The organism is Pseudocolwellia sp. G5-9 (genome assembly GCF_055808995.1).
Genome location: NZ_CM147893.1, coordinates 1,483,747 through 1,508,164, shown reverse-complemented (window position 1 = coordinate 1,508,164; position 24,418 = coordinate 1,483,747). Strand labels below are relative to the sequence as shown.

21 protein-coding genes and 1 pseudogene are annotated in these 24,418 nt (G+C 34.8%); 15 read left to right on the top strand and 7 right to left on the bottom strand.

Translation table 11 applies throughout. The features are described from left to right. The first annotated feature begins 99 nt into the window (after positions 1-99). From AC0L5Q_RS06535 to AC0L5Q_RS06515, 5 genes are all read left to right on the top strand, one after another. Positions 100-549 (top strand): SMI1/KNR4 family protein, encoded by a 450-nt coding sequence (locus AC0L5Q_RS06535; RefSeq protein ID WP_473616019.1) that lies wholly within the window; start codon positions 100-102, stop codon positions 547-549. Positions 550-677: 128 nt separating this feature from the next. Next, the gene (locus AC0L5Q_RS06530) at positions 678-1,091 is read left to right on the top strand and encodes a helix-turn-helix domain-containing protein (protein WP_473616014.1); all 414 of its coding nucleotides are present in this window, start codon (positions 678-680) and stop codon (positions 1,089-1,091) included. A gap of 257 nt (positions 1,092-1,348) precedes the next feature. Next, positions 1,349-1,996 (top strand): MBL fold metallo-hydrolase, encoded by a 648-nt coding sequence (locus tag AC0L5Q_RS06525; protein ID WP_473616010.1) that lies wholly within the window; start codon positions 1,349-1,351, stop codon positions 1,994-1,996. Between the two features lie 94 nt (positions 1,997-2,090). Beyond that, entirely contained in the window at positions 2,091-2,930 is an 840-nt protein-coding gene (locus AC0L5Q_RS06520; RefSeq protein WP_245825394.1) for an ion transporter, read from the top strand. A 63-nt stretch (positions 2,931-2,993) separates the two neighbouring features. Then, positions 2,994-5,819: a tetratricopeptide repeat protein gene (locus tag AC0L5Q_RS06515; RefSeq protein WP_473616003.1), complete on the top strand. Its 2,826-nt coding sequence runs from the start codon at positions 2,994-2,996 to the stop codon at positions 5,817-5,819. 65 nt (positions 5,820-5,884) lie between these two features. On the opposite strand, the gene AC0L5Q_RS06510 is transcribed toward AC0L5Q_RS06515, so the two are convergent. The 3 genes from AC0L5Q_RS06510 to AC0L5Q_RS06500 all read right to left on the bottom strand — a co-directional run bounded on the left by AC0L5Q_RS06510 (position 5,885) and on the right by AC0L5Q_RS06500 (position 7,768). After that, positions 5,885-6,436 (bottom strand): DUF1697 domain-containing protein, encoded by a 552-nt coding sequence (locus AC0L5Q_RS06510; RefSeq protein ID WP_473616001.1) that lies wholly within the window; start codon positions 6,434-6,436, stop codon positions 5,885-5,887. Positions 6,437-6,769: 333 nt separating this feature from the next. Then, positions 6,770-7,021 carry a hypothetical protein gene (locus tag AC0L5Q_RS06505; protein ID WP_473615996.1) on the bottom strand — a complete coding sequence of 84 codons (252 nt, stop codon included), beginning with the start codon at positions 7,019-7,021 and terminating at the stop codon, positions 6,770-6,772. 120 nt (positions 7,022-7,141) lie between these two features. Beyond that, a complete protein-coding gene (locus AC0L5Q_RS06500) occupies positions 7,142-7,768 on the bottom strand; it encodes a LysE family translocator (RefSeq protein ID WP_473615991.1) in 627 nt (208 codons plus the stop codon). A 193-nt stretch (positions 7,769-7,961) separates the two neighbouring features. On the opposite strand from AC0L5Q_RS06500, the gene AC0L5Q_RS06495 reads away from it, so the two are divergent. The 3 genes from AC0L5Q_RS06495 (at position 7,962) to AC0L5Q_RS06485 (ending at position 10,364) form a co-directional block, all read left to right on the top strand. Further along, on the top strand, positions 7,962-9,107 hold the full coding sequence (locus AC0L5Q_RS06495; RefSeq protein ID WP_473615986.1) for a JmjC domain-containing protein: 1,146 nt from the start codon (positions 7,962-7,964) through the stop codon (positions 9,105-9,107). Positions 9,108-9,142: 35 nt separating this feature from the next. Next, the gene (locus AC0L5Q_RS06490; RefSeq protein WP_473615981.1) at positions 9,143-9,832 is read left to right on the top strand and encodes a pseudouridine synthase; all 690 of its coding nucleotides are present in this window, start codon (positions 9,143-9,145) and stop codon (positions 9,830-9,832) included. A 220-nt stretch (positions 9,833-10,052) separates the two neighbouring features. After that, complete coding sequence (locus AC0L5Q_RS06485; protein WP_473615977.1) at positions 10,053-10,364, top strand: hypothetical protein; 312 nt, start codon at positions 10,053-10,055, stop codon at positions 10,362-10,364. A gap of 48 nt (positions 10,365-10,412) precedes the next feature. On the opposite strand, the gene AC0L5Q_RS06480 is transcribed toward AC0L5Q_RS06485, so the two are convergent. From AC0L5Q_RS06480 to mfd, 3 genes are all read right to left on the bottom strand, one after another. After that, positions 10,413-10,703, bottom strand: a complete 291-nt coding sequence (locus tag AC0L5Q_RS06480) for a DUF1244 domain-containing protein (RefSeq protein ID WP_473615974.1) — start codon at positions 10,701-10,703, stop codon at positions 10,413-10,415. 32 nt (positions 10,704-10,735) lie between these two features. Next, positions 10,736-12,346: a CsiV family protein gene (locus tag AC0L5Q_RS06475; RefSeq protein ID WP_473615970.1), complete on the bottom strand. Its 1,611-nt coding sequence runs from the start codon at positions 12,344-12,346 to the stop codon at positions 10,736-10,738. Between the two features lie 110 nt (positions 12,347-12,456). Then, positions 12,457-15,981, bottom strand: a complete 3,525-nt coding sequence (gene mfd / locus AC0L5Q_RS06470; protein ID WP_473615966.1) for a transcription-repair coupling factor — start codon at positions 15,979-15,981, stop codon at positions 12,457-12,459. 258 nt (positions 15,982-16,239) lie between these two features. Between mfd and AC0L5Q_RS06465 the strand changes: the two genes are divergently transcribed. The 7 genes and pseudogenes from AC0L5Q_RS06465 (at position 16,240) to AC0L5Q_RS06435 (ending at position 23,644) form a co-directional block, all read left to right on the top strand. Beyond that, on the top strand, positions 16,240-17,427 hold the full coding sequence (locus AC0L5Q_RS06465; protein ID WP_473615962.1) for a hypothetical protein: 1,188 nt from the start codon (positions 16,240-16,242) through the stop codon (positions 17,425-17,427). Next, positions 17,424-18,233: a hypothetical protein gene (locus tag AC0L5Q_RS06460; protein ID WP_473615958.1), complete on the top strand. Its 810-nt coding sequence runs from the start codon at positions 17,424-17,426 to the stop codon at positions 18,231-18,233. The genes AC0L5Q_RS06465 and AC0L5Q_RS06460 overlap by 4 nt, the downstream gene beginning before the upstream one ends. Continuing rightward, on the top strand, positions 18,233-19,042 hold the full coding sequence (locus AC0L5Q_RS06455; protein ID WP_473615954.1) for a hypothetical protein: 810 nt from the start codon (positions 18,233-18,235) through the stop codon (positions 19,040-19,042). The genes AC0L5Q_RS06460 and AC0L5Q_RS06455 overlap by 1 nt, the downstream gene beginning before the upstream one ends. Continuing rightward, the gene (locus tag AC0L5Q_RS06450) at positions 19,042-19,854 is read left to right on the top strand and encodes a hypothetical protein (protein ID WP_473615951.1); all 813 of its coding nucleotides are present in this window, start codon (positions 19,042-19,044) and stop codon (positions 19,852-19,854) included. Before AC0L5Q_RS06455 ends, AC0L5Q_RS06450 begins: the two co-directional genes overlap by 1 nt. Further along, positions 19,854-20,648, top strand: coding sequence for a hypothetical protein (locus tag AC0L5Q_RS06445; RefSeq protein WP_473615947.1), 795 nt, complete (start codon positions 19,854-19,856; stop codon positions 20,646-20,648). Before AC0L5Q_RS06450 ends, AC0L5Q_RS06445 begins: the two co-directional genes overlap by 1 nt. A gap of 122 nt (positions 20,649-20,770) precedes the next feature. Beyond that, positions 20,771-21,238 (top strand): annotated as a pseudogene (locus AC0L5Q_RS06440) (YehS family protein); the annotation flags it as partial. 345 nt (positions 21,239-21,583) lie between these two features. Then, entirely contained in the window at positions 21,584-23,644 is a 2,061-nt protein-coding gene (locus tag AC0L5Q_RS06435) for a fused MFS/spermidine synthase (RefSeq protein WP_473615943.1), read from the top strand. 191 nt (positions 23,645-23,835) lie between these two features. On the opposite strand, the gene AC0L5Q_RS06430 is transcribed toward AC0L5Q_RS06435, so the two are convergent. Next, complete coding sequence (locus AC0L5Q_RS06430; protein WP_473615939.1) at positions 23,836-24,384, bottom strand: hypothetical protein; 549 nt, start codon at positions 24,382-24,384, stop codon at positions 23,836-23,838. Between the last annotated feature and the right edge of the window lie 34 nt (positions 24,385-24,418).

Sequence of the window (24,418 nt, the reverse complement as noted above, 5' to 3'; positions counted from 1 at the left end):
TAGTGTGAGCTTTTTTAAATGTTTATCGGTAGTAACCTTGTGTTTTTAGCTTAGCTATCGTATATCTATCGGCGTCTTTGAATTATCGAGTATTACCACATGAATAGCATAGATCTATTCGTAAAAAATTGGGGCAGTAAAAGTGCTATGGTTCCTATTAAAGCTGAAGATATTAACGAGCTGGAATCTAACCTTAATGTTTTTCTACCTGAGTCTTATAAGTATTTAATTTCGACTTATGGTTTAGTTCATACGCCCAATGTATTAACTAAAATTTGTGATTTAGGTTCTGATATTTCTGAAGTACAAGATTTTTTAAATTTGGCTGATGTTTATTCATTATCACAGCTATACGAAATGAGTGGCATGCAGAAAGGGCATATTTTGTTTGCGTCTGACTGTAAGGGCAACATGTTTTGTTTTAAGCAGACAGATTGTGTAAGCCAGCAAAAAGATGCGGCCGTTTGGTTTTTCGATCAAGGGTTATGCAGCGTAACACAGGTATCAAACTCTTTTAGTGAATGGTTAGATAAGTTTAACGAGCTTTGATTTTTTATTTATATAACAAATTGTTACCTTGTTTTAATGACAACTGTCGGCAAACTGTCGGGTTTAATTCGTCACCGCCAAGCCTACTTTTTTGACATTCTGTAAGCTCAGAGCAGCGAGGAGTAATTATGATAGTAAAAAAATTAAGAGCACAAAAGAATTGGTCTCAAGAGCAACTAGCAACGTTTACAGGTCTTAGTATAAGAACTATTCAGCGTGTGGAAAGTGGTCAAAGTGCAAGTCTTGAAACTCTTAAATCCCTCGCCTCTGTATTTGAAGTCGATATTTCTAAACTTACAGAGGAAATCACAATGATAGATAAAAAATCAGAAAAATGGAAAATGCAGCCTTGGTGGTTCAAGTGTGCTTTTTTTGGAATACCATCAAGAAAAACTCAACTTTGGCTTGAGTTTCTTGCATTAGCTATAGGTATTGTTCTCATATTTTCAGAACAATATACTCACATATCAGCGGCATTTATTCTCGCGTCTTATTTTACAGGTTGGACAATAAGGTATGGAGATAAAAAGCAAGTGTGGTAAAAAAGAATAATCACTTAAGCGGAACTTTTGAGTATTTTAAGTTTCACTTAACTACATAGAATAAATAACTATGCCTTTAATATATACCCGTTATCATTCAAGATGCTCTGAAATACGCACCTTGGTTGGTAACGGGTATAATACATAAAATCGACATATTAATAGCGTAAAATACTTTCATTATTCTCTATTGGATTGGCGTAATTAATCCCAATATATGTGTTTTGTTTGTTATTAGCCTTTAGAGGTCGAGTTGTATGCTTCAGTTTAAAATTATTCCCGTGACGGCTTTTCAGCAAAATTGTACGCTTTTTTGGTGTGATGAAACCATGGAAGCTGCTGTTATTGATCCTGGCGGCGACTTCGCCTTAATTGAATCGGCAATTACCGAAAATAATCTTAAACTCACCAAAGTGTTATTAACTCATGCACATATCGATCACGCTGGTGCTACCCATAAAGTAGCTTCTTTCTATAATGTTCCTATTGAAGGGCCCCATAAAGAAGATCAATTTTGGATTGATTTAATTCCAGAACAAAAAGAACGTTTTGGTTTTAGTGATGCTGATTTTTTTGAAACCGACCGCTGGTTAAATCAAAACGATACCGTTACTTTTGGTAACATTGAACTTGAAGTTTATTTTTGCCCTGGACATACACCAGGGCATGTTATATTTTTCCACCGAGCATCAAAACTTGCACAAGTAGGTGATGTATTATTTAAAGGTTCTATTGGTAGAACGGACTTTCCAAGAGGGGAGCACCCCACCTTAATACACTCAATTCGGAGTAACTTATTTCCATTGGGTGACGATGTACGCTTTATTCCTGGACATGGACCTATGAGTACCTTTGGTGAAGAACGCCAAACTAACCCATATGTTGCTGATAGCGTAGTAAGCTAAAGTCTTTATTTATAATCGGTAAACAAAGTGTATTATCGTTCATTTAACCCTATTCAATTTATTCTATTTAAATAAGCTAATTAAGAGAAAAACAGTGAAAGCCACGCTATACGAAATACAAACTTTTCTGCATAAAATTAACTCAAGTAATGTTTTTCAATGGTCAATTATCGCCGTTATTATTATATCTGCGTTGTTGATTGGAGCTAAAACCCATAACTTGCCTGATGATGTTGTTACGATCTTGTCTATTTTAGATCACGGTATCACCATCTTTTTTGTTATTGAATTATCTATCCGTTTTATCACCTACAAAGATAAAAGAAACTTTTTTAAAAGTGGTTGGAATATATTCGACACTATTATTGTTATAGGTAGCTTGATCCCTGCAGGTGGTTCTGGCGTTTTACTCGCAAGGTTATTAAGAGTTTTCAGGGTATTACGTTTAGTGTCTATGGTGCCAGAGTTAAGGTTACTGATTAATGCACTACTTAAAGCAATCCCAAGAATGGGTTATATCGCTTTATTAATGTTTGTTATTTTTTATATTTACGCAGCTGTTGGCAGCATTATGTTTAGTGCTATTAACTCCGTGTTATGGGGCGATGTTTCTATTTCAATGTTAACACTTTTCAGAGTTGCAACATTTGAAGATTGGACCGATGTTATGTACGAAACCATGGCCGTACATCCCATGAGTTGGATTTATTATTTAAGCTTTATCTTTTTAACCGCCTTTATCTTTTTAAATATGATGGTAGGAACGGTTCTTGAAGTGATGGGTAAAGAGCATGAAAATTTTAGGGCTGAATCTCATGGTGAAACCGGTGAAGAAGGTCAGCCAGCCAGTAGGGCGCAAATAGATAAACTTGAAAAAGAATTAGCTGAAATTAAACAACTTTTACTCAATCAACAAAAAAACATAAGCAGTTAATGTTTTTACTACTGAAGGTGATTAATTTGTTATATGCTAACTTAAAAAACCTAAGGTATAGGCATGATTTTTAGGCAAACTGCGTATTTATTTATTGGACTACTTTATTTATTAAGTAGCTTAATACCTGGATACGCTTTTCAAAATGATCTTGAACAAAAAATTAATGAAATTGAAAAGATCAAAGATGTTGCCTCTGCCGTTCATCAATTAACTCTTCTTGAAAATAATGAAGAGCTTACTTCCATTCAAAAATGCAAAATACTTCATGCAAAAGCAATTACTTATTATTCTCAAGAGAAGTTTGACGAAGCGCTAAAATTTTTTGAAAAAACTAAGAATTTTGCCTCTAACAACAAATTTAATAAAGAAGAAGCACTGGCTAATAAATATATTGGTATTATTCATTACTTCCAAGGTAACAACCAAGAAGCGTTAGATTTTTATCAAAAGTCATTAAAGTATTTTACCCAAACAGACATGCCCGTAGAACATGCCAATTTACTTAATAATATCGCTTTAGTATATGCTGCCATGGGCGATACTCTCAGCGCACTAGATCAGTATCAAAAAGCTGAACAACTTTACTTAAACTACGGCACAATTGAAGATCAAATAGATATTCGAGGCAATATTGCTGAACTTTATTTACGACTTAAACTACATGACTCGGCAATCACGTTATTGCTTGAGGTACTAGAGCAAAAACAACTCCTTAACGACGAAGACGGTATTGCCACAACGTATGCCGATTTAGGTGTTTCTTATAAACATGCTAAAGAATATAAAAAATCCCTTTATTACACCGAAAAAGCACTCGACTATTACCAAAAAAATAACCGAGATTATTATATAGCCGCTCAACTGAATAATCTTTCTGATTTGTATAATCAGCAATTGGAAGCCGATCTTGCTATTAACTATGCAGAGGCCGCTATAGGCGTTGCTAAATTATCAAAAAATCAAAATGCCGAAGTAGGTGCTTTATACGAGTTAGCAGTTGGTTTATTTCATTTAGGTTATGTAGACGAATCTTTAGCGCAGTTAGATTTATCCCATGAAAAAGCCTTAAAAATGAATTATCAGCAGCAAATTAATAATAATTTAGCTTTATATTCATTAATTTACGCTTATCAAAAAAACAATAAAGAAGCGCTATCTACTCAACAAGATTATATTAACGAATTTTATAAACATACGAATGATCAAACCAATAAACGCTTAGTGAGATATGAGTCGGAACAGTTAAAAGAAAAGGTAAAAAATCTTGAACAAACAACAAAATTACAAGAGCTTGAAAGACAAAAGCTCAACCAAGAACGTAATTTTATTATTGTTATTATTATCTTTATTTTTATTTCTGTGTTTTACCTTTATAGACGTATAAAAGATATTCGTTCAAAAGGAGAGTTAGCTAAAAAAATTAAAATAAGAACATTAGAGTTAGTTGAACTAACACAAGAATTACAGCTAGCTAATAAGGTTAAGAGTCAGTTTTTAGCAAATATGAGCCATGAAATTAGAACGCCATTAACAGCGGTTATTGGGCAGTCTGAGGCTATATTAAGTGGTGAAATAAAAGGTGAATGTTTATCTAAAGAAGTTGAGGTTATTCATTCTAACAGTTTGCATGTATTAGACTTAATTAATAGCATTTTAGATTTAAGTAAAATAGAAGCAAATAAGCTTGAGCTCGATTTACATCATCAAGATCTTCACGGTGTTTTTATCGAATTAATTAATATGTTTTTAGATCAAGCTAAAGCAAAAGGCTTATCTTTTATTATTACTCATCGTTTACCTACGCCTTTTATTATTAAATTTGATGCCTTCAGGCTAAAGCAAATTTTAATTAACTTATGTGCAAATGCTATCAAATTTACTCAACATGGCTCAGTCGAATTGAGCGTTTACGTATCAGATAATCAACTGGTATTTAAAGTTACTGATACCGGCATAGGAATGAGTGACACGCAAATACAAGACATATTCAAAAGTTTTACCCAAGGTGATAGCAGTATTAGTAGACGCTTTGGCGGATCAGGGCTTGGCTTGTCTGTGTCTAAGCAGCTTGCGAATATTATGCAGGGCGAAATCAAAGTAGAAAGTGAATTAAATGTAGGTAGCGTATTTTCGTTTGTTTTACCTTGTGATTATAGTTTTGGTGTAGATGACAAATTTGAAATAACTCAAGTACTCGATAAACCGAAAATTAGTGATGACGTTAGCTGTACAGGATTAGTGATTTTAGCTGACGACTATGAAGACAATTTGCGCATTATTGAACGTATTTTAACCACTATGGGGCTAGAAGTACTTACAGCTCTTAACGGTAAAGAAGCCGTAGAACACTATAAAAATAGCCAACCTAGTTTGATTTTACTAGACATTCAAATGCCTGAAATGGATGGTATAGAAGCCTTTAATGTATTAAGACAGCAAGGTTGTGAAGTACCTATTGTTGCGTTAACGGCTAATGCGATGTCTCATGAAATTGACGAATATTTATCGCTAGGTTTTGATGGTCATCTTAAAAAACCTATTGAAAGACAGCTCTTTATTAACACCGTAGTAAAATACTGCTGTGATTCGCAAACAGCCAAAGAACAAGAAGAAAAAGTATCAAATATAGATACTTCTGACCTTGTTGAGAGATTCCGTTCTAATTTAGTGCTAGAACAAGAAGACTTAATTTTACACCTTAAAAATAATGACAACGAAAAGCTCGCTAATTTAGCCCATCGTATTGCTGGGGCCGGCCAAATGTTTGGTTTTACTGAGCTATCAGAAAAAGCTATTGCTGTTGAATATGCTATTAAGAACGACCTGCCAGATATTCATGTTTTTACACAGTATCTATTAAATGAAATTGATGCTGTGCTTTGGTAGCTCAAAGCACCATAGAGTGGTGGATAAGTTTTAACTTGTTAGTTAATAGCGTTAACCAATAGCTTTTACGATATTTGATCGGCTATTTCACAAAGTTTTACAACGGTTTTTAAATTTCTTGATGTGGCTGTTACAGCTAATTTTTTCTCTAAAAATGTATTCGATAACTTGGTTTTTCCGTAACCTTTAGGGCAATGTAAATACACAAGTTTGCTACCTGCAACTAATTCTTCTTCTGCTGTTAAATAACTTTTTAGCGCATCTATATTTTCTCTTTTTACCTCGGTAGACATAAAGCTCAATATTACTTGGCTGCCTTGTTCGGTAACTGAAATATCTTTAAAAGGTAAGGCCTTTAACGCATTAACTAACGTTTGTTGCGATAAAACTAAAACAGGTACGTTAAAGCCAAAATGTTTCTCAATAGCATTTTCAATGTTTTTAGCGAGTTCTTCTTCAGTAAGGTTATTACAACTAAAAACAACATTACCACTTTGAATATAAGTAGATACCTGATTCAAGTTTAGCGATTGGTAAAGCGAAGCTAATTCTTTCATGTTCACTTTTTTCTGACCACTGACATTGATCCCACGTAATAAAGAAATGTAAATCGACATAAATGGCCTATAAAAGCGTAAAGTGATGAGTTTTGTTATTCTAATAGCTTTCAATTAGAGCGCAATCATTTCATTGCCAAAGTTAGCATTTAAAAATGCTAAAACGAAAGATATTAGGTTCTACCTACAACGCGAAAACGTTGCTAAAAAAGGTAAAGTGCTATTAAGCAATGCAGCTGCACAACGCTACAATTCAGCAAATAGTGGCTCCAAGTAAAACCAAAGCAGAAAGTTATGAGAATATTCGCAATAGGGTAAATAGAGAGTCGTTTTAAGTGTAGTAATTAGCCCTCGAAAGATGGTTTTTTATTAAAAATGTAATAAGTTTTATTATTATTTTTGGGCAATAATATTTCCTTCTATTATTGCCTTACGTTCTTTTTTATATTGTTCATAAGGTATTCTATTTTTTGAGTTTTTATAGCATAAGTCTTTTTCTGTTGGAGGCTGTAGATCGCAAGTTGCAATAGCAGGCGGCTGAGCCATCTCATATACAATTTTATTTCCAATAGTTCCACAGCTGGTTACTAAAAGTAAGCTGCAAGTAATCGTTATTGTTTTACAATACTTAATCATTAAATTCATTCTAAACCCTTAAGAAATAATACTTAACTACAATAATATTTAGCTAGTATTGTAGTTAAAATTGAGCTATTAAAATGTCTAGATAATGTTTTAAATATGTAATAAAGCGTAAGGAATATTTTAACCAAGCTTAGTTGTTATCACTTTTAAACCTAGTGCAACCATAGCCACGCCTGTTACTCGGTCTACCCAATGCCCCATGGCTTGAAACTTTTTATTTACCGCAGGTCTTGAAAGTAAAAACACCACGCTTGAAAACCAAAATAATTGAATAGCCATTATCCAAGCACTGTAAATTAATAAGTGCGAAAGAGGTAAGTCAGGCGATAGCACTAAGGTAAATAACGACACAAAGTAGATAGGCGCTTTGGGATTTAGTGCGTTACATAAAAAACCGACACCAATGCTTTTGAGTGGTGATTTTTTTACACTAATTGTTTGAACGGCTTCGTTACTCGATTTTTTAGACGTAATACCTTTATAGCCTAAGTAAAGTAAATAACAGCCACCAATAATTTTAATTGCCCACAGTGCAGAACTTGAATTAGCAATAACGGCCGCTAAGCCAAGTGTTGAATAGATTAGATGGATAGATAAACCCAGCGTGATGCCGATGCTACAAAACAAACCTGTTTTTTTACCATGGGTGAGTGTTTGTTGCGATACTAAAACAAAGTCAGGCCCTGGTGCTGCGGCAGCTAAAAAATGAATAGTAGTGATGATGATTAAGCCCTGAATCAAATCCATCGTGTTTTCTCTCCTTATTATTTTAAGGCAGGTTATCTCATGAAAATCATTCTATGGCGAGTGGCTTATTTTGTCTAATGAATGGTCGTTTAATCGTGAGGTAATAATTATTTAATGAGAGATTACGAGCAGTAAGCTAACGTGATAAACTCCGCGCAAGTACAGATAAAATTACAGAATACTAAAATAGTCTATGTTTCAATTAAATTTAACTCAGTTTACCCAAAAAGAATTCTTACGTGATTATTGGCAAAAAAAACCAGTATTAATCAAGCAAGGTTTTTTAAATTTTGAAGATCCTATTTCTCCTGATGAACTTGCGGGTATCGCATGCGAAGAGCAAGTACAATCGCGATTGATTCATCATACTGACGGTAAATGGCAAGCTGAATTTGGTCCGTTTGAATCTTACGATCATTTAGGTGAAGAAAATTGGTCGTTAGTAATACAAGCATTAGATAATTGGTCGGAAGATGCCGCGAAAATTATTGAAGCATTTCGATTTATTCCCCACTGGCGCTTAGACGATTTAATGGCAAGTTTTGCTACGCCTAATGGTAGTGTTGGCCCGCATATGGATAAATACGATACCTTTATTTGTCAAGGTTCTGGTAACCGACGCTGGCGAGTAGGGGATAATGGCGAGCATAAAGAATTTTCGGCTCATACGGCTTTATTACATGTTGAAAATTTTGACGCTATTATTGATGAAGAGCTTGAAGCGGGCGATATTTTATATATTCCACCGGGCTTTCCTCACGAAGGTAAGTCATTAAATAATTCGATGAGCTTTTCTGTAGGCTTTAGAACTAATTCAACGGTAAGCTTGTTGAGTGCGTTTGCGGATCATCTGATCGACAACGATCAAGGTAACGAGCTAATAGTCGATCCTAATCGAGAAGCTACTCAACATAGCGGTGCAATAGACTCGAAAGATTATTTATTAATTAAAAATCAACTACAGCAATTGCTTGATAACGACGATGCTTTTAGAAGCTTTACCGGTTGTTATATGACGCAAGCTAAACATGAAATGGATCTTGTACCCAACGAAGAACCTTTTGCTGATGAAGATATTACTGAAATACTCTCGCAAACCAGCTTATTACGTTTAGGTGGTTTACGTGCTTTCTATTTTACCGACACTGTTGAGCAAGGTGTTTGTTATATAAATGGCAGCCAAGTTGATTTTGATTCATCTATTGCTCCTGTTATTAGACTGTTGTGCGATAACGTATGTGTTGATCCAGAAGCACTAGAGCCGTGGAAAGAGAATCTAGCGTTTATCAGTTTTGTTAAAGCGCAACTAGATTTAGGTTATTGGTATTTTGCTGAATAAGCATATAAGTAAAAAAGGTTTGAAGAGTTAGATAAATGCGTATAGATAAATTTATTTGTAAAAGTACTGAGTTAACCCGAACAGAAGCTAAAAAAGTCCTTAAAAGTGGCGATGTACGAGTAAATGGCGAAGTGGTTAAAAACGCAGCAACGCAAGTTCACGAAAATAATACCGTCGATATTGACGGCCAAGTACTCACGCCAAGAACTTCACGCTATATTATGGTACATAAACCTCTTGATACTATTTGCTCTAACGTAGATGAAGTTTATCCGTCTATTTTGAATTACGTTGAAGTAGATAAAGCGTTTGATTTACACATAGCAGGGCGTTTAGATGCTGACACAACCGGACTCGTTATTGTTACAGATGATGGTCGTTGGTCACATAATATTATTTCTCCTAAAAAAGATTGTAATAAAACATACCGTGTTTGGTTAAGAAACCCTATTGAAGAATCGGCTATTGAACGCTTTAAAGAAGGCGTTCAGCTACAAGGTGAAACAGGCTTAACTAAGCCCGGTATTTTAGAAATAGTTGAAGAACAAGAGGTATTACTTACCATTACCGAAGGCAAATACCACCAAGTAAAACGTATGTTTGCTGCAATAGGTAATAAAGTTGTTGGACTACATAGAGAGAGTATTGGTTGTGTAGAACTCGCTGATTTACCACTAGGTGAATGGCGATATTTAACTGAAGATGAAGTGAGCTTTTTTAGGTAAGGGTAAAGTGATATAGACATAACTCATCGAAACTAATGAGTAAACATAAGTAAGTGAATAATGCTGTGTTAGCCAATGCCTAATAATTTCTTTTTTTCAAAGGCTAAGTCGTTATAAAATCTTTTGTTAATTAAATGATCTAAAAATAACTAAACCAATAGTAATACCTGCCGATAAGGTGGTAAGTCATTTATATTAATTACGACAGAGGTTGGTTGTTATGGACGTTATTCCAGAGCTATTAACGTCGGTACTTGTGCCTAAAGCAGAAAGTACAGCAAAAAATAGCAAAAAAAAGCAAAAGCATTATAAACAGCAAAAACTAACGAAAAAAAATGATAACGCTGATGAAAGTGACACGGATGAAAATCAGGTGAAATTAGTTAAAAAAAGATCTAACTGGGTAGAAAAAGATAGACGTTCTACTAACGATCGCAGAAAGCAAGTGGCTAAACGAGGCCGTTGGTTAGAGTCAAGAAATACTAAAGATCGTAGAGAATCAGATAAGGTTGGTATTTCAATTACCATTTAGTTTTTTATAAAACTAAATGGTAAGGGGTATATGCTATTTTAAAAAAGCTTACTTTTTAGGATTAAGTTGATTAAATTTTTCTAGCTGTTCAGGTGTGGCAGGGAGTTGATGTTTTTCTTTCCATTCTGAATAGGGCATTCCATATACTTGTTCGCGTGCTGTTTCTATATCTACTTCTACGCCAAGTTTTTCAGCTTCTGCAACTGTCCATTTAGAAAAGCAGTTGCGACAAAACCCCGCTAAATTCATTAGCTCAATGTTTTGCACGTCTTTACGGTTGTCTAAATGAGCGAGTAAACGTCTAAATACTGCCGCTTGAATCTCTATTTCTTTATCCATTATTTATTACTCTTTATTGCTTTAGGTTGAAACTATTGAGAGGTTGTTGCCTGCTCGGCTTCTTCTTCAACAGGTGGAATTTGATCATGTCGTCTAATTTCAACAATTATCCCCATATATGGATGATCAAAGTAGTGTATTTCTGTACTACGTACGCGTTTGTTTTGCTCAAAGCGAATAGACTTTAATTTGACAGGTTCTTTAGATAGAAGCTGTTGTGTGGCTTGTTCAGCTAATGACATGTTAATGACATTAAAGTCAGCGGTAATATGCAAATAATGGTCGACTTCTACTTTTAAGAAACCCTCTATAGTCCATGCTTGTGGCGGTTTTTGTGGTTCAATTAGTGGCGCCTCAAACGAATTTTCTGTGCCATTCATAAGCAAATTACTGATTGGATTAACAAGGCCGTTTGGGCTTGTATTTAAGCTATTTAATACATTATCAATAGTTGGTTCTGTGGTTTGAGCTTGCTGTAAAATATTGCTTATTTTATTTTGTAGAATTTGTTGTTGCAGTGCTTCGTGGTCCATCAACATATCATTGGTAGCTTGGTTATCAACGCTTTGCGCTACTAAAGCTTGTTCTTCTAATAATAAGTTTTTTTGTTGTTGCTTAACTGCATTTTGGTAGTGATCAAGCGCCTTATAATAAGGCTGCATTAAGTTTTCACCCGCATATAATTTGAGTGGAATTGCTTCACTCTTGGTTTTTGTTATTTGTCTCCAACCCATATGAAGTAAAGGTCTGAAGTTTCTACTACGTTTAAGTTGTTTAACAATATCATGAAGTTGTAGAGAAGCTTCGTTAATTATATAAGGCTTTTCTGTTGTTAGATCTTCTTCACCAGAAAATAATAGCGGAGTACTTTCTAATGGTACGTCATTATAGGAAAAGTAAGGATGTTCTTTTTTGTAGTCATCAAAAAATGCTTCAGGAACAATGCAAAACTCGTGCGGCACATCAAACGAAGTAAAAGTATATTGTTGATGAGCATTACCTTCAATAACCTGTTCTGTCAGCTCTTTTTGTAATGTAACGAGGTTGTCTGTTGTTGATAATGTATGGTCAATTTGTTCAACTGCTGCTTGACCGTCATTATCTTTTTCAATAATACCTTGTTCACTTAATAACTGAGTACTATCAATAGCGTTGTTCGTTCGATCGCCTTGAGTTTCGTCAGATATATTTTCAATTATTGTATTGTTTATAGGGTCAGATGAGGTAATTTCACTCAGAGCTTTCGTAACATTGGCGTTGTTAAAAAGATAAAAATTATTTGCTATATCTTCTAACATTACTTCATCAAAGGTTTGATACTGAATTTCAACAGGATTAAGTGTAAATTCAGTCGTTTTTTGATTCGAAAACTCAGTACAGCTCGGTATTCTATTTTTTAATTGAGCGATATTAGGGTATAAATAAGGACCTAAAAGATCGATAAAATGCTCAGGTGTAGGTAGAACACTTGTTTCTGGAAACACTTCTTGTAATTGGCTTTTATCGTCAATTTGGCGAAATAAAATTACTTCTATTTCAAACCATGAATTTGAATAGCTAATAGCGGCATTAACACTTGATGACAGTGTTAATGTGGGAAGAAATGCTATCAAACTGGCTGTTTTTAGTATGTTCCTAATCAAGTCGTTTCCTTTAATTTATACGCTATAAGCTATGTTATCTAACAATAATACCAAAGTTCAAGGGTAAAGAGTTACTAATAAATTTACATTCTGTTTACAATTGAACTTACCTAAGCTAACTCATTTAAAATAGAGGCTATTAATATAAACCGAGATTTGCTGTCTTCAGTTTTTTGAATAAATTTAAGTTTATTAGCACCGTCCATTTTATAAATAGTATTTTTTTGCTGAATAAGTTTAATAATTTGCATGGGGTCAACTTTAGTATCGTCGCTAAATTCAATTGAACCGCCTGAGTCATGGGCTTCGATTCTTGAAATACCAATTTTTTGTGCTTTAAGACGAAGTTTAGCTACATGAACAAGGTTTTTAGCTGGTTGTGGTAATAAGCCAAAGCGATCGATAAGTTCAATCTGAATATCATCTAAGTCTTGTTTGTTCTTACAGCTGGCAATACGTTTATAAATACTTAAGCGTAAACTTATATCAAAAATATAATCGTCAGGTAATAAAGCGGGAACTCGTAGCTCAATTTCTGTTTGATTGCGCATCACTTGGTCTAACGATAATTCTTTACCGTCTTTTAATGAAGCGACTGCTTGGTCAAGCATTTCCATATATAAGCTAAAGCCTATTTGGCTCATTGAACCACTTTGATCTTCACCTAATAATTCTCCGGCACCACGTATTTCTAGATCGTGTGTGGCTAAGGTAAAACCGGCACCTAAATCTTCAAGCGAAGCAATAGCGTCTAATCGCTTTTTGGCATCTTTGGTCATGGCTTTTTCATGAGGCGTTAATAAATAAGCATAAGCTTGGTGATGCGAACGACCTACGCGGCCTCTAAGTTGATGTAGCTGAGCTAAGCCTAAACGGTCGGCTCGGTCCATAATAATGGTGTTTGCGCTAGGTACATCGATACCTGTTTCAATAATAGTGGTACATAAAAGCACGTTATAACGTTGATGATAAAAGTCGCTCATTACACGTTCTAAGTCTCGCTCTCCCATTTGGCCATGAGCAACAATAATACGTGCTTCAGGTACTAAAATTTGAATGTCTGCTGCGGTTTTTTCTATGGTGTCTACGTTGTTATGTAAAAAGTAAACTTGGCCACCACGTACAGTCTCGCGCAGTATTGATTCACGAATCAGCGCATCGTCTCTTTGTCTTACAAAGGTTTTTACGGCTAAACGTTTGGCTGGTGGTGTAGCAATAATTGATAAATCGCGCATGCCGCCCATAGCCATATTTAATGTTCTAGGAATAGGGGTTGCGGTTAATGTTAAAATATCAACATTGCTACGCAGTTGTTTAATTTTTTCTTTTTGTTTAACGCCAAAGCGATGTTCTTCATCAACAATTAATAAACCTAAATCTTTATATTTTATGCTGTTTTGTAAAAGTTTATGAGTACCAATTAAAATATCAATTTCACCAGACTCTACTTTAGCTATTACGGCATTTTGTTCTTTCGCGGTTTTAAAGCGTGATAATACTTCAATAGATACAGGCCAATTAGCAAAACGGTCTCTAAAGTTTTCGTAATGTTGTTGTGCAAGCAGGGTAGTTGGAACAAGGATCGCTGTTTGTTTTCCATCGTTAACTGCGATAAAAGCGGCGCGCATGGCGACTTCTGTTTTACCAAAACCAACATCACCACACACTAAACGGTCCATGGTTTTAGGTGAAAGCATATCGCTAATTACGGCATTAATTGCCTGCTCTTGGTCATGAGTTTCTTCAAAGCCGAAGCTGTCAGCAAAAGCGCGATATTCATCTTTGTCGCGTTTAAAGGTATAGCCGTGATTGGTGGCACGTTTAGCATAAATATCTAATAATTCAGCGGCAACGTCTTTAACTTTTTCAATGGCTTTTTTCTTGGCTTTGCTCCAACTGTCGGTGCCTAATTTATGTAAAGGAGCATGTTCGGCATCGGTGCCTGAGTAACGACTAATTAAATGTAGCGAGCCAACAGGTACGTAAAGCTTTGATTCGTTAGCATAAGTTAACATTAAAAATTCGGTGGTCATGCCGCCTGTTTCTAATGTTTCTAAGCCAGAGTAGCGACCAATACCATGGTCGATATGCACAACAGGTTGGCCGATTGATAGTTCTGCTAAGTTTTTAAATAAAGCGTCAGCTTGAATATCTTTTTGTTTATTTCTACGGCGTGTTTGTTGAACCCTGTCGCCAAGTAATTCTGACTCGGTAATGAGGGCGATTGCATTCTTTTTCGCAACGCCTTTACTTTGAAAGATAAAACCATGGGTTAAGGCATTTACGGTAATACCAATAACGTCGTTGCTTTCAATAAAGGCGTCGATATTTGTAAATGTTTTCGGTTTTATATTATTGCGTTGTAATAATTCTAAAACACTTTCTCGGCGGCCTTGGCTTTCAGCAACAAATAAAATTTTACCGGGAGACTCTTTGTTTTTCATGAATTGACTGAGCAACTCAAAAGGCTGTTTTAGTTTATGATCTACGGTTAAGTCAGGTAGTGTATTTACGTCGAAATGAATAGTACCTGCTTTGCTGGTTGACTCTTCATTTGCTGTATCGTCAGTTTGTAGCTCTGTATTTTGAGCTTGTAAAACTATTCTATCGTAAGGTTTTATCGCGCTATAAAGTTCTTCACTATTTAAAAAAAGTTTTTCAGGTGCAAGTAATGGGCGTGATGTATTGTATTTTCGGTCTTCGTATCTATATTGAGCATCGGTCCAAAACTGTGTTTGTGCTTTATCTATATCACCAGAAATAATTACTAAGGTATTTTCAGATAAATAATCACACAAGGTATTTGTTTCATCAAAAAATAGTGGTAGATAATACTCAATACCGGCAGGTAAAATACCGTTACTTACTTGGTGATAAACTGAGTCTTTAGGAATATTGCCCGTAAACATTTCGCGGTATTGGCTTCTAAATAAGTTAATACCGTCTTTATCTGTTGGAAATTCGTGCGCAGGTAATAAATCTATACCGTCAACTTTGTCGCTAGAGCGTTGGCTTTCAGGATCAAATAAACGAATTTCATCTATTTCATCATCAAAAAAATCTAATCTAAACGGTGTTTTACTTCCCATAGGGAATAAATCAATAATGGCCCCGCGGGCACAAAATTCACCATGTTCCATTACTTGGTCTACTGCGCGATAACCACTTGCTTCAAGTTCTCGCCTAAGTTGGTGAAGATCTTTTCTATCACCTTTTTTGATAATTAAGCTGTTTAAATCAAGATACTTTTTAGGTGAAATACGTTGCAGCAAGGTACACACGGGTACGATTACAACACCTCTTTCCATTCGTGAAAGTTGATACAAAGTCGCAAGGCGTTGAGAAATAATGTCTTGATGTGGAGAAAACGTATCGTAAGGTAGCGTTTCCCAATCAGGAAATAAGCAAATGGATAAGGCTTTACTTGTATTTAAGCTTTTTAGCTCTTGTTCAATTCTTATGGCTGATGGCGTGTCATGAGTTAACAGTAAAACAGGCGACTCGGCATTACATGCACCGTGGTATATCGCTAAACTTGAGCTACTGCCTTGTAAGTTCGTCCATGTTTTTTTATCTGCATTTTTTCCTTTTCTTTTCGCTAATACGGGATTGAAAAGGCTTGTATTCTTGCTCATAACATCTCTATAAAATATGTGATTTTAGTGGTGTTTCAAACCTAGAGTTGTCGTTAAAAGCCGACAGTTAAAAGTTTGAAAATCGGCGTTATATTAGCATGAGATGGATCATAAAGTTTAGATAGATAGAAAGTTTTTGAGTAAAAACATTAATTATATAAAAAGCATTTGAACGAAACGGCTAGGGTCTTATTCTTTACATTAAATAACATAAATATTACCCTATCGGCAATGGAATCAATTTAAAAGGAAATTACTATGTCTTGGACTAAGCTCGACACGAATATCAACGCACAATCACTTATGGCATTAGATACTATTTCTTGTAAGAAATACGGTGTAAATTTAAGTCAAAACTTCCCATTTAATAAAGTCAATTTTACCTGTCAAGCTCTAGCTATGCTGTCGCAATTAAATGATTTTGACCAACAAATGGTAGAAAAAGAAATTAAGTACATTTGTGCACACCCTAATGCTAAAAATTCATTAAAACACAGTCGTAACCCTCTAAAACGTTTATGGCGTACTCAATATCCATTTCGTAGTTATCATTATTTGATTAGGTATTCCTTATCATCTAATAAAATAGATATTGAGGATGTGTTATTTGATAGACAACTTAGTGGTCCGAAGAATAACTTTTCAGCAGAGCGTACTATGCTGTATGAAGTCGATAGATTAACATCTGCAACTTATGATAAAGCCATGGATAAAGATGGACTTAAAGCATTAGAAGGAGCATGGGAAAGAAACCCTTCACCAACGTCTCAAGTTAATACAAGTCATGCTGCTGTTAATGGAATGCTTAATGAATTAGATAAAGCGGCATGGTTAATGGGCACGCATTTAGATGCCGCTTACCAAAGTGATGGCATAAAAGCCTATACATTGTTTCATAATCCTACTGATAATTTATGTTTAGATTTAGCAGAATGTGCTTTTGATAAACGGCAAGGGAAGAAATCTCATAATGCGCAGCATTTGGCCGCGATTTTAGCTCAAAATAGTCAGCAAGGCAAAAAAGTTAAATGGTTGGTACATAGTCAAGGCGCCATTATATTTTGTGCAGCGTTAGAACATTATCGGATTTATTATGGAAAACCGTTAACAACACAAGAAGTAGCAATACACGGCTCAGGGGCTAATCTGACACACTTAAAAAAAATAGCGAATGGAATGAAGATGAAAATTCATTCAGTACGCAATAATCCCTTTGATTTAGTACCTAATATTGCAGGTGCGAACGACCTTTCATCAAGTAGTTTGGTACGGTCAATGAAATTTGGCAAATACCTAGTAGCAGATCCTGGCATTAGCCCTCATACGTTACCGTTTTTAGGGTTAAATTCCTACGCAGACCAATTGCAGTTATTGGGTAATATTCCTGCGGCAACTAAAGTAAGAAAATTTATTAATACACTACCTAAAGGTGATAGTCGAATATGATGCACTTAATAAAAGGCTTTTGTCGTGGTTTTGTGGGCGGGCCTGATTTTAATCGATGCATTACACATCACTTTATTTTGGGGGATAAACAATTAACACTTCAATTACCAGACAGTAATGTTATGGCGGTTCCCAATAAAGTAGATGTTAGTTTTCCGCATACTTCAACTAGTTGGTTTGAGCAAAATGCCAAAACATATGAACAGCATAAATTTGTGCGTATCGTGACTGAAAACTGGATGTATGTACCTGTTATCTCGATTATTCCAGGTGATGAATTTGGTATGTTGAGTTGTCAATTACGTATTAAACAGACGGATAAAATAAATGTATTAGATAAACAAGTTTTAGCTAACTTTTTGATTAAAGAATATGAAGATTATCATAATAGGTCTGATGGGAAAAACACCAAAATTCGTCAAGAAATTATAGAGCAGTCAAGTAAAATGTTTAGGCCATTTGAAGCAGAAGCATTAGAGGAAGAAATTAAAGGTTGGATTGAAAATAGGGGGATGCCACCGATTCCTGCAGCTTATATTAAAAGCTTTAATCAAATCGATTGGGTATTTTATCAAGAAGTTCGTAATAACCGTTTGTCGCGTAATGATTATTATTGTTTACCGTTAAGTGAGAATAGCTTTTTAGAGGTTGATTTTAGACACCGAGTAGATCGTTCTGATAAACATAAAAAATGGTCGAAACATGCTTTAGCTTCACAAGAACGCATTATGGAATCCATCACCTTATCGGATATACCCGATGAACAAGATAATTTACTTGTTGTTAATTCAGTTAAGAATAGTTAATGCTTCATTTGTTAAAAGATTTTTGGCGTGGTTTTGTGGGAGGGCCAGACTTCAATAGGTGTATTACGCACCGATTTATTTTAGGCGATAAGCAATTAACTCTTAAACTGCCAGACAGTAATGTTGCAGCAGTGCCTAATAAAATAGATGTTAGTTTTCCGCATACTTCAACTAGTTGGTTTGAGCAAAATGCCAAAATATATGAACAGCATAAATTTGTGCGTATTGTGACTGAAAACTGGATGTATGTACCTGTTATCTCGATTATTTCAGGTGATGAATTTGGTATGTTGAGTTGTCAATTACGTATTAAACAGACGGATAAAATCAATGTATTAGATAAACAAGCTTTAGCTAACTTTTTGATTCAAGAATATGAAGATTATCATAATAGACCAGAAGGAAAAAATGTTGAATTAAGAAAAACTACTAAAGAACGTTTTGCTAAGAGTTCAGTTTCTTGGACATATGAGGAAATAGAAGAAGAAATTGTCGGTTATATTGAAGCTTATGGTAACCCTCCGATTCCTGATGGTATTATCAAAAGCTTCAATCAAACTGATTGGGTATTTTATCAGGAAATCCGCAGTAATAGTTTATCACGCCATGACTTTTACTGTTTACCGTTAAGTGAAACCAGTTTTTTAGAAGTGAAATTTAACCATAGTGTTGACCGTTCTGATAAACATAAAAAATGGTCGAAACATGCTTTAGCGTCACAAGAACGCATTATGGAATCCATCACCTTATCGGATATACCAGATGAACAAGATAACTTACTTGTTGATAATTCAGTTAAGAATAGTTAATGCTTCAGCTGTTAAAAGACTGTTGGCGTGGTTTTGTGGGAGGGCCATACTTTAATCGGTGTATTACGCATCGCTTTATATTAGAAAATAAACTGTTAAGTGTGAGTATCCCAGATGGTAATCTTTTCGTTGAATCAAGCAAAGAGGATATAAATTTTCCTCACACATCTAAAACTTGGTTTCAACATCATGTTGAAGAATCTTATGACCAACATATATATGTACATATGCTCACAAAAAATTGGATGTATTTACCTGTTGTTAACCTTTTACCTAGCAGTGAATACGGTATGTTGAGTTGTCAACTGCGTATTAAACAAACTGACAAAATTAACGTACTAGATAAGCAAGCTTTAGCTGACTTTGTTATACAAGAATATGATGATTTTCATAATGGACCCAATGGAAAAAACACTAAAATTCGTCAAGAAATTACAGAGCAGTCAAGTAAAAAATATAGACCTTGGTCGCCAGATAGATTAGAAGAAGAAATTGCAGGATGGATTGAAAATAGAGGGAAGCCATCTATTCCTCCTGCTTTTATAAAAAAAATTAATAAACATGATTGGATTTTTTATCAAGAAGTTCGTAATAACCGTTTGTCGCGTAATGATTATTATTGTTTACCATTAAGTAAAAATAGTTTTTTAGAGGTTGATTTTAGATATCGAGTTGATTTGTCCCATAAACATAAAAAATGGTCGAAACATGCTTTAGCCTCACAAGAACGCATTATGGAATCCATCACCTTATCGGATATACCAGATGAACAAGATAACTTACTTGTTGATAATTCAGTTAAGAATAGTTAATGCTTCAGCTGTTAAAAGACTGTTGGCGTGGTTTTGTGGGAGGCCCTGACTTTAATCGATGTATTACACATCGCTTTATATTAGAAGATCTACAACTAACTCTTAATTTACCTAATACCAATATTGCAGTAACCCCAAGCAAGGTTGATATTAGTTTTCCTTTTTCTTCAAATACTTGGTTTGGTCAGAATAAAAAACAATATGAACAACATGAGTTTGTACGAATTATTACTAAGAATTGGATGTATGTACCTCCTGTTGCTCTAGTACCTAGTAGTGAATATGGCATGCTTAGCTGTCAATTACGCATTAAACAAACCGATAAAATCAATGTATTAGATAAACAAGCTTTAGCTAACTTTTTGATTAAAGAATATGAAAATTTTCATAATGGTCCTGATGGGAAGAATACTAAAATTCGCAAGGCTACTATAGAGCAATCTAGTAATATGGCTAGGCCTTTTGAAACAGATGAATTAGAAGAAAGAATCAATTTACTTATTAGTATTCGAGGTAAACCTCCTATTCCTGCTGCTTTTTTGAGGAGCTTTAATCAAATTGATTGGGTGTTTTATCAGGAAATCCGCAGTAATAGTTTATCACGCCATGACTTTTACTGTTTACCGTTAAGTGAAACCAGTTTTTTAGAAGTGAAATTTAACCATAGTGTTGACCGTTCTGATAAATATAAAAAATGGTCGAAACATGCTTTAGCGTCACAAGAACGCATTATGGAATCCATCACCTTATCGGATATACCCGATGAACAAGATCACTTAATCATTCTAAAATAAGTTAAATAACATCTATTGGAAGTTATCTATTTTAAATTCTGATAAAATAGCTTTTTGCAATTTTCAGCTTGTACCTTATATTTTTAAGGACAGTTATTTGATTTATTTTTTAGGATACTCCTTTGACCAATAACGATATTTTACGTCGCCTTAGATACACGTTTAATTTTAACGACCAAAAAATGATTAACATTTTTGCTTTAGCTGAAAGTACGGTTACCCGTGAAGAAGTAAGTAATTGGTTAAAAAAGGAAGAAGATCCAGCACATGTTAACTGTTCTGACGTAATGTTAGCGACTTTTTTAAATGGTTTAATTAATGAGAAAAGAGGCAAGAAAGACGGTCCTCAACCTCAGCCAGAAAAAAGAATTACCAATAATATTATTTTAACTAAGTTAAAAATTGCCCTTAACTTAAAAGCTGAAGACATACTTGAAATTGTAAAAGCTGAAGAGTTTAATTTTAGTAAATCTGAGCTTGGTGCTTTTTTCAGAAAGTCAGACCATAAACATTATAAGGTGTGTAAAGATCAGTTTTTACGTAACTTTATTCGCGGCTTAGATAATAAATATCATGTTAACCGACCTGAAAAGTTTATTAAGCAACAAGACACTGCTGATAACGAAGTACGCACTGATAATAAAGCAAAAACTTGGTCTAAAAAAACGGACAGAGCGTCTGAAAAACCACTTGAAAATAGGGACGAATATTACAAAGAAGCTAAACCTAATGCGAGTAAGTTGTATGTTAACCCTAAAGCAAAAACAGCAGAAACAACAAAACCTGAACCAGAACGTAAAGTGTTAAAGCTTAAACCTAAAGATATTTGGGGCGAGTAATTTTTAACAGATTCAATATTTAAAGCCTAATGTTTGTTAGGCTTTTTATTTTCTCTTCATTTTAAATTCAAAAATCAAACATTAAAAAGTTAAGCCATGTTGTATTTATTCATTATATTTTTAAGTGCTTTTTTACTCTTTCAAGTTCAACCCCTTATAGCTAAATTAATATTGCCATTATTTGGTGGTGGTGCGGCTATTTGGACTGCTTGTTTATTGTTTTTTCAAGCCTTTTTATTGTTAGGGTATTTATACGCACACATACTTTCTAAATGTAGAAGCTTGTCGGTTCAAGTATCGATTCATGCAGTAGCTTTATTTGTCAGTTTGTTTTTTATGCCAATAGGGCTAAAACAACTTAGTGAGTTTAATCAATTAGCTCCCTTAAGTGATATTTTACAGTTGCTCGTGTTATCCATTGGCGTACCTTATTTTTTACTTTCGTCTACCGGTCCGCTGGTACAAAAATGGCTAAGTTATGTGTATGTCACTAAAGCTGATTTTACCCCTTATAAGCTGTATTCCCTTTCTAATATAGGTTCTTTGCTGGCGTTATTGAGTTACCCGTTTATATTTGAACCATTATTTAGCTTACCTAATCAGTTGATATATTGGTCGGCGGGTTACATTTTATTAGTGTTATTGCTTATCGCTTTTTGCGTGCAATTATTCAGGTTAGTGTCGGGTGTTTCCCCGTTACAAGAAGGTAGCGAAGAAGCTGATGTTACTCATATAAAAGCCTTTAAACTTGATTGGTTATTATGGCTGGCCTTATCTGCTGTAGGCGTTATTTTATTAGTGTCTATTACCAATGCGATGACACAAAATATTCCGCCAGTTCCTTTTTTATGGATACTGCCATTAAGCTTATATTTACTTACTTTTATTATTAGTTTTCATAGCCCTAAATGGTACGTGCGTTGGTATTGGTACATGTTATTTGTACTGAGTTCATTTGCTGGTTTGCTTATGTTCTTTATCGGATCGCAGTTCGATATTTTATCTCAAGTACTTATTTATTCGGGGATTTTATTGTCGTCTTGTATGATCTGTCATGGTGAATTAGTTAAGCTAAAACCGTCTACCGACAGACTAACCTTATTCTATTTAAATATGTCGTTGGGTGGTTTTTTAGGTAGCGCCTTTGTTGCTTTTGTTGCGCAACGATTTTTCACTCAGTTTTTAGAGTTTCCCATCGCCTTAGTGGCGGTATTTATATTACTGGGTTTGTGCACTTATATATTGAAAAGCTTTTCGAATAATAAGGCTGAAAAATTCACCACGCTTATTGCTAGCTCTTGTGGTGTTTTTGCTGTTTTACTTGTGGTGGGCTTTGTATCGCTGAATCAGCAATTTAAAGAAAACACCGTAGAACTTAGCCGAAATTTTTACGGTATTTTAAGTGTGAAAGACGTTGAAGTTAACGGCATTGTTGAACGCCGATTAATTGATGGGACAACCTCGCACGGCACACAATCGCAAAACGAAAACCTAGCGCATATCCCAATGAGTTACTACCGCGAAAACACAGGCGTAGCTCTAGCACTTCAGCATTTGTTTTTAACACCTACTATGAATGTAGGGTTAGTGGGTTTAGGCGCTGGCACATTAGCCACTTACGGACGTAGAGGCGATAACTATACCTTTTACGAACTAAACCCAAATGTAGAACGCATGGCGCGACAATACTTTACGTATATTGAACAGAGTAGGGCGAATGTCGAAGTCGTTTTAGGTGATGGCCGTGTAACGCTGCAAAAAGAGCTAGATAACGGAACCATTAATAATTTTGATGTATTGGTTATTGATGCTTTTTCTGGCGATTCAGTGCCTGCGCATTTACTAACAACCGAAGCGTTTGAATTGTACTTTAAGCATTTAAAAGCGGATGGAGTATTAGCGATTCATGTATCTAATAGCCATTTAGATTTAACAGCCTTAGTAAAAGGGCTTGCTAAAAACAGTAACTATTCAGCCCTGTATTTTAAAACCAAAGCGACGGAGAAAGAGGTTACTCAAACAGAATGGGTAGTGGTAACAAATAATAAGTCGTTTATAAGAAATACTAAGGTCAAGCGGTTACAGTCACAATGGCCGAATACAAACGAATTGGTATGGACCGATAATTACAGTAATTTACTATCGGTGTTGAAATAGATAATTATTCTTTTGAATTTATAGATACTGGACAATCACATCTACTAAGACCTTGGTTCACTAATAAATAAGATCGTTATTTATTAGTGAAGGTAAAGCTCGCAACTCGTTTACTCTAGTGTCTATAGCAAGTTTTTAGCTGACGGTGAGTTTATGGGGGATATATAAGTTAAAGGAACCGTAGTTACTTGTTAGGTTTGATCTGATTCTGTGTCGTAGGTAGACCAATACTTGTATATAAACCAACTGCTTGATATAGGTAAATAACATTGTCCATCAAGTGATTTTTTTATGTAATTATCATTACACGTTTGATATTCAGGTTTACCGCCATATAAATAATCCACAGTGATTGTTTTCACTTTTGATCTAGACTCATTAAGAAATACAATTTCTTTATAACCAGAAAGTAACCAATTACCTTTATTGGTTTTAGAGGTTAGCATGGTTTCATAACCAAAACTTATAGCTTTTTGTGTAAACTCATCAAGTTGAGGTGTTTGATTCCAGACTACAGAATTATTATTACGCGCCCCAGCTTTTAGCTGCACATCTTTAACCCAGAATATATTTGTATAACTGGTTTTATTTAGGATCGAGATTAAGGTCTCAATATTACTTTTATTAAGAAACAAAGTAGCTTTCAATTTAAAATCGCTATTAGGCAATTTGCTAACAATCAAATCAGCGTTAAAATAAGCTACAATAATAGTGATAAATAAAGCTAGATACTTCTTCATAAAACCTAAACGCCTCGTTAAGAGGTAAATGATT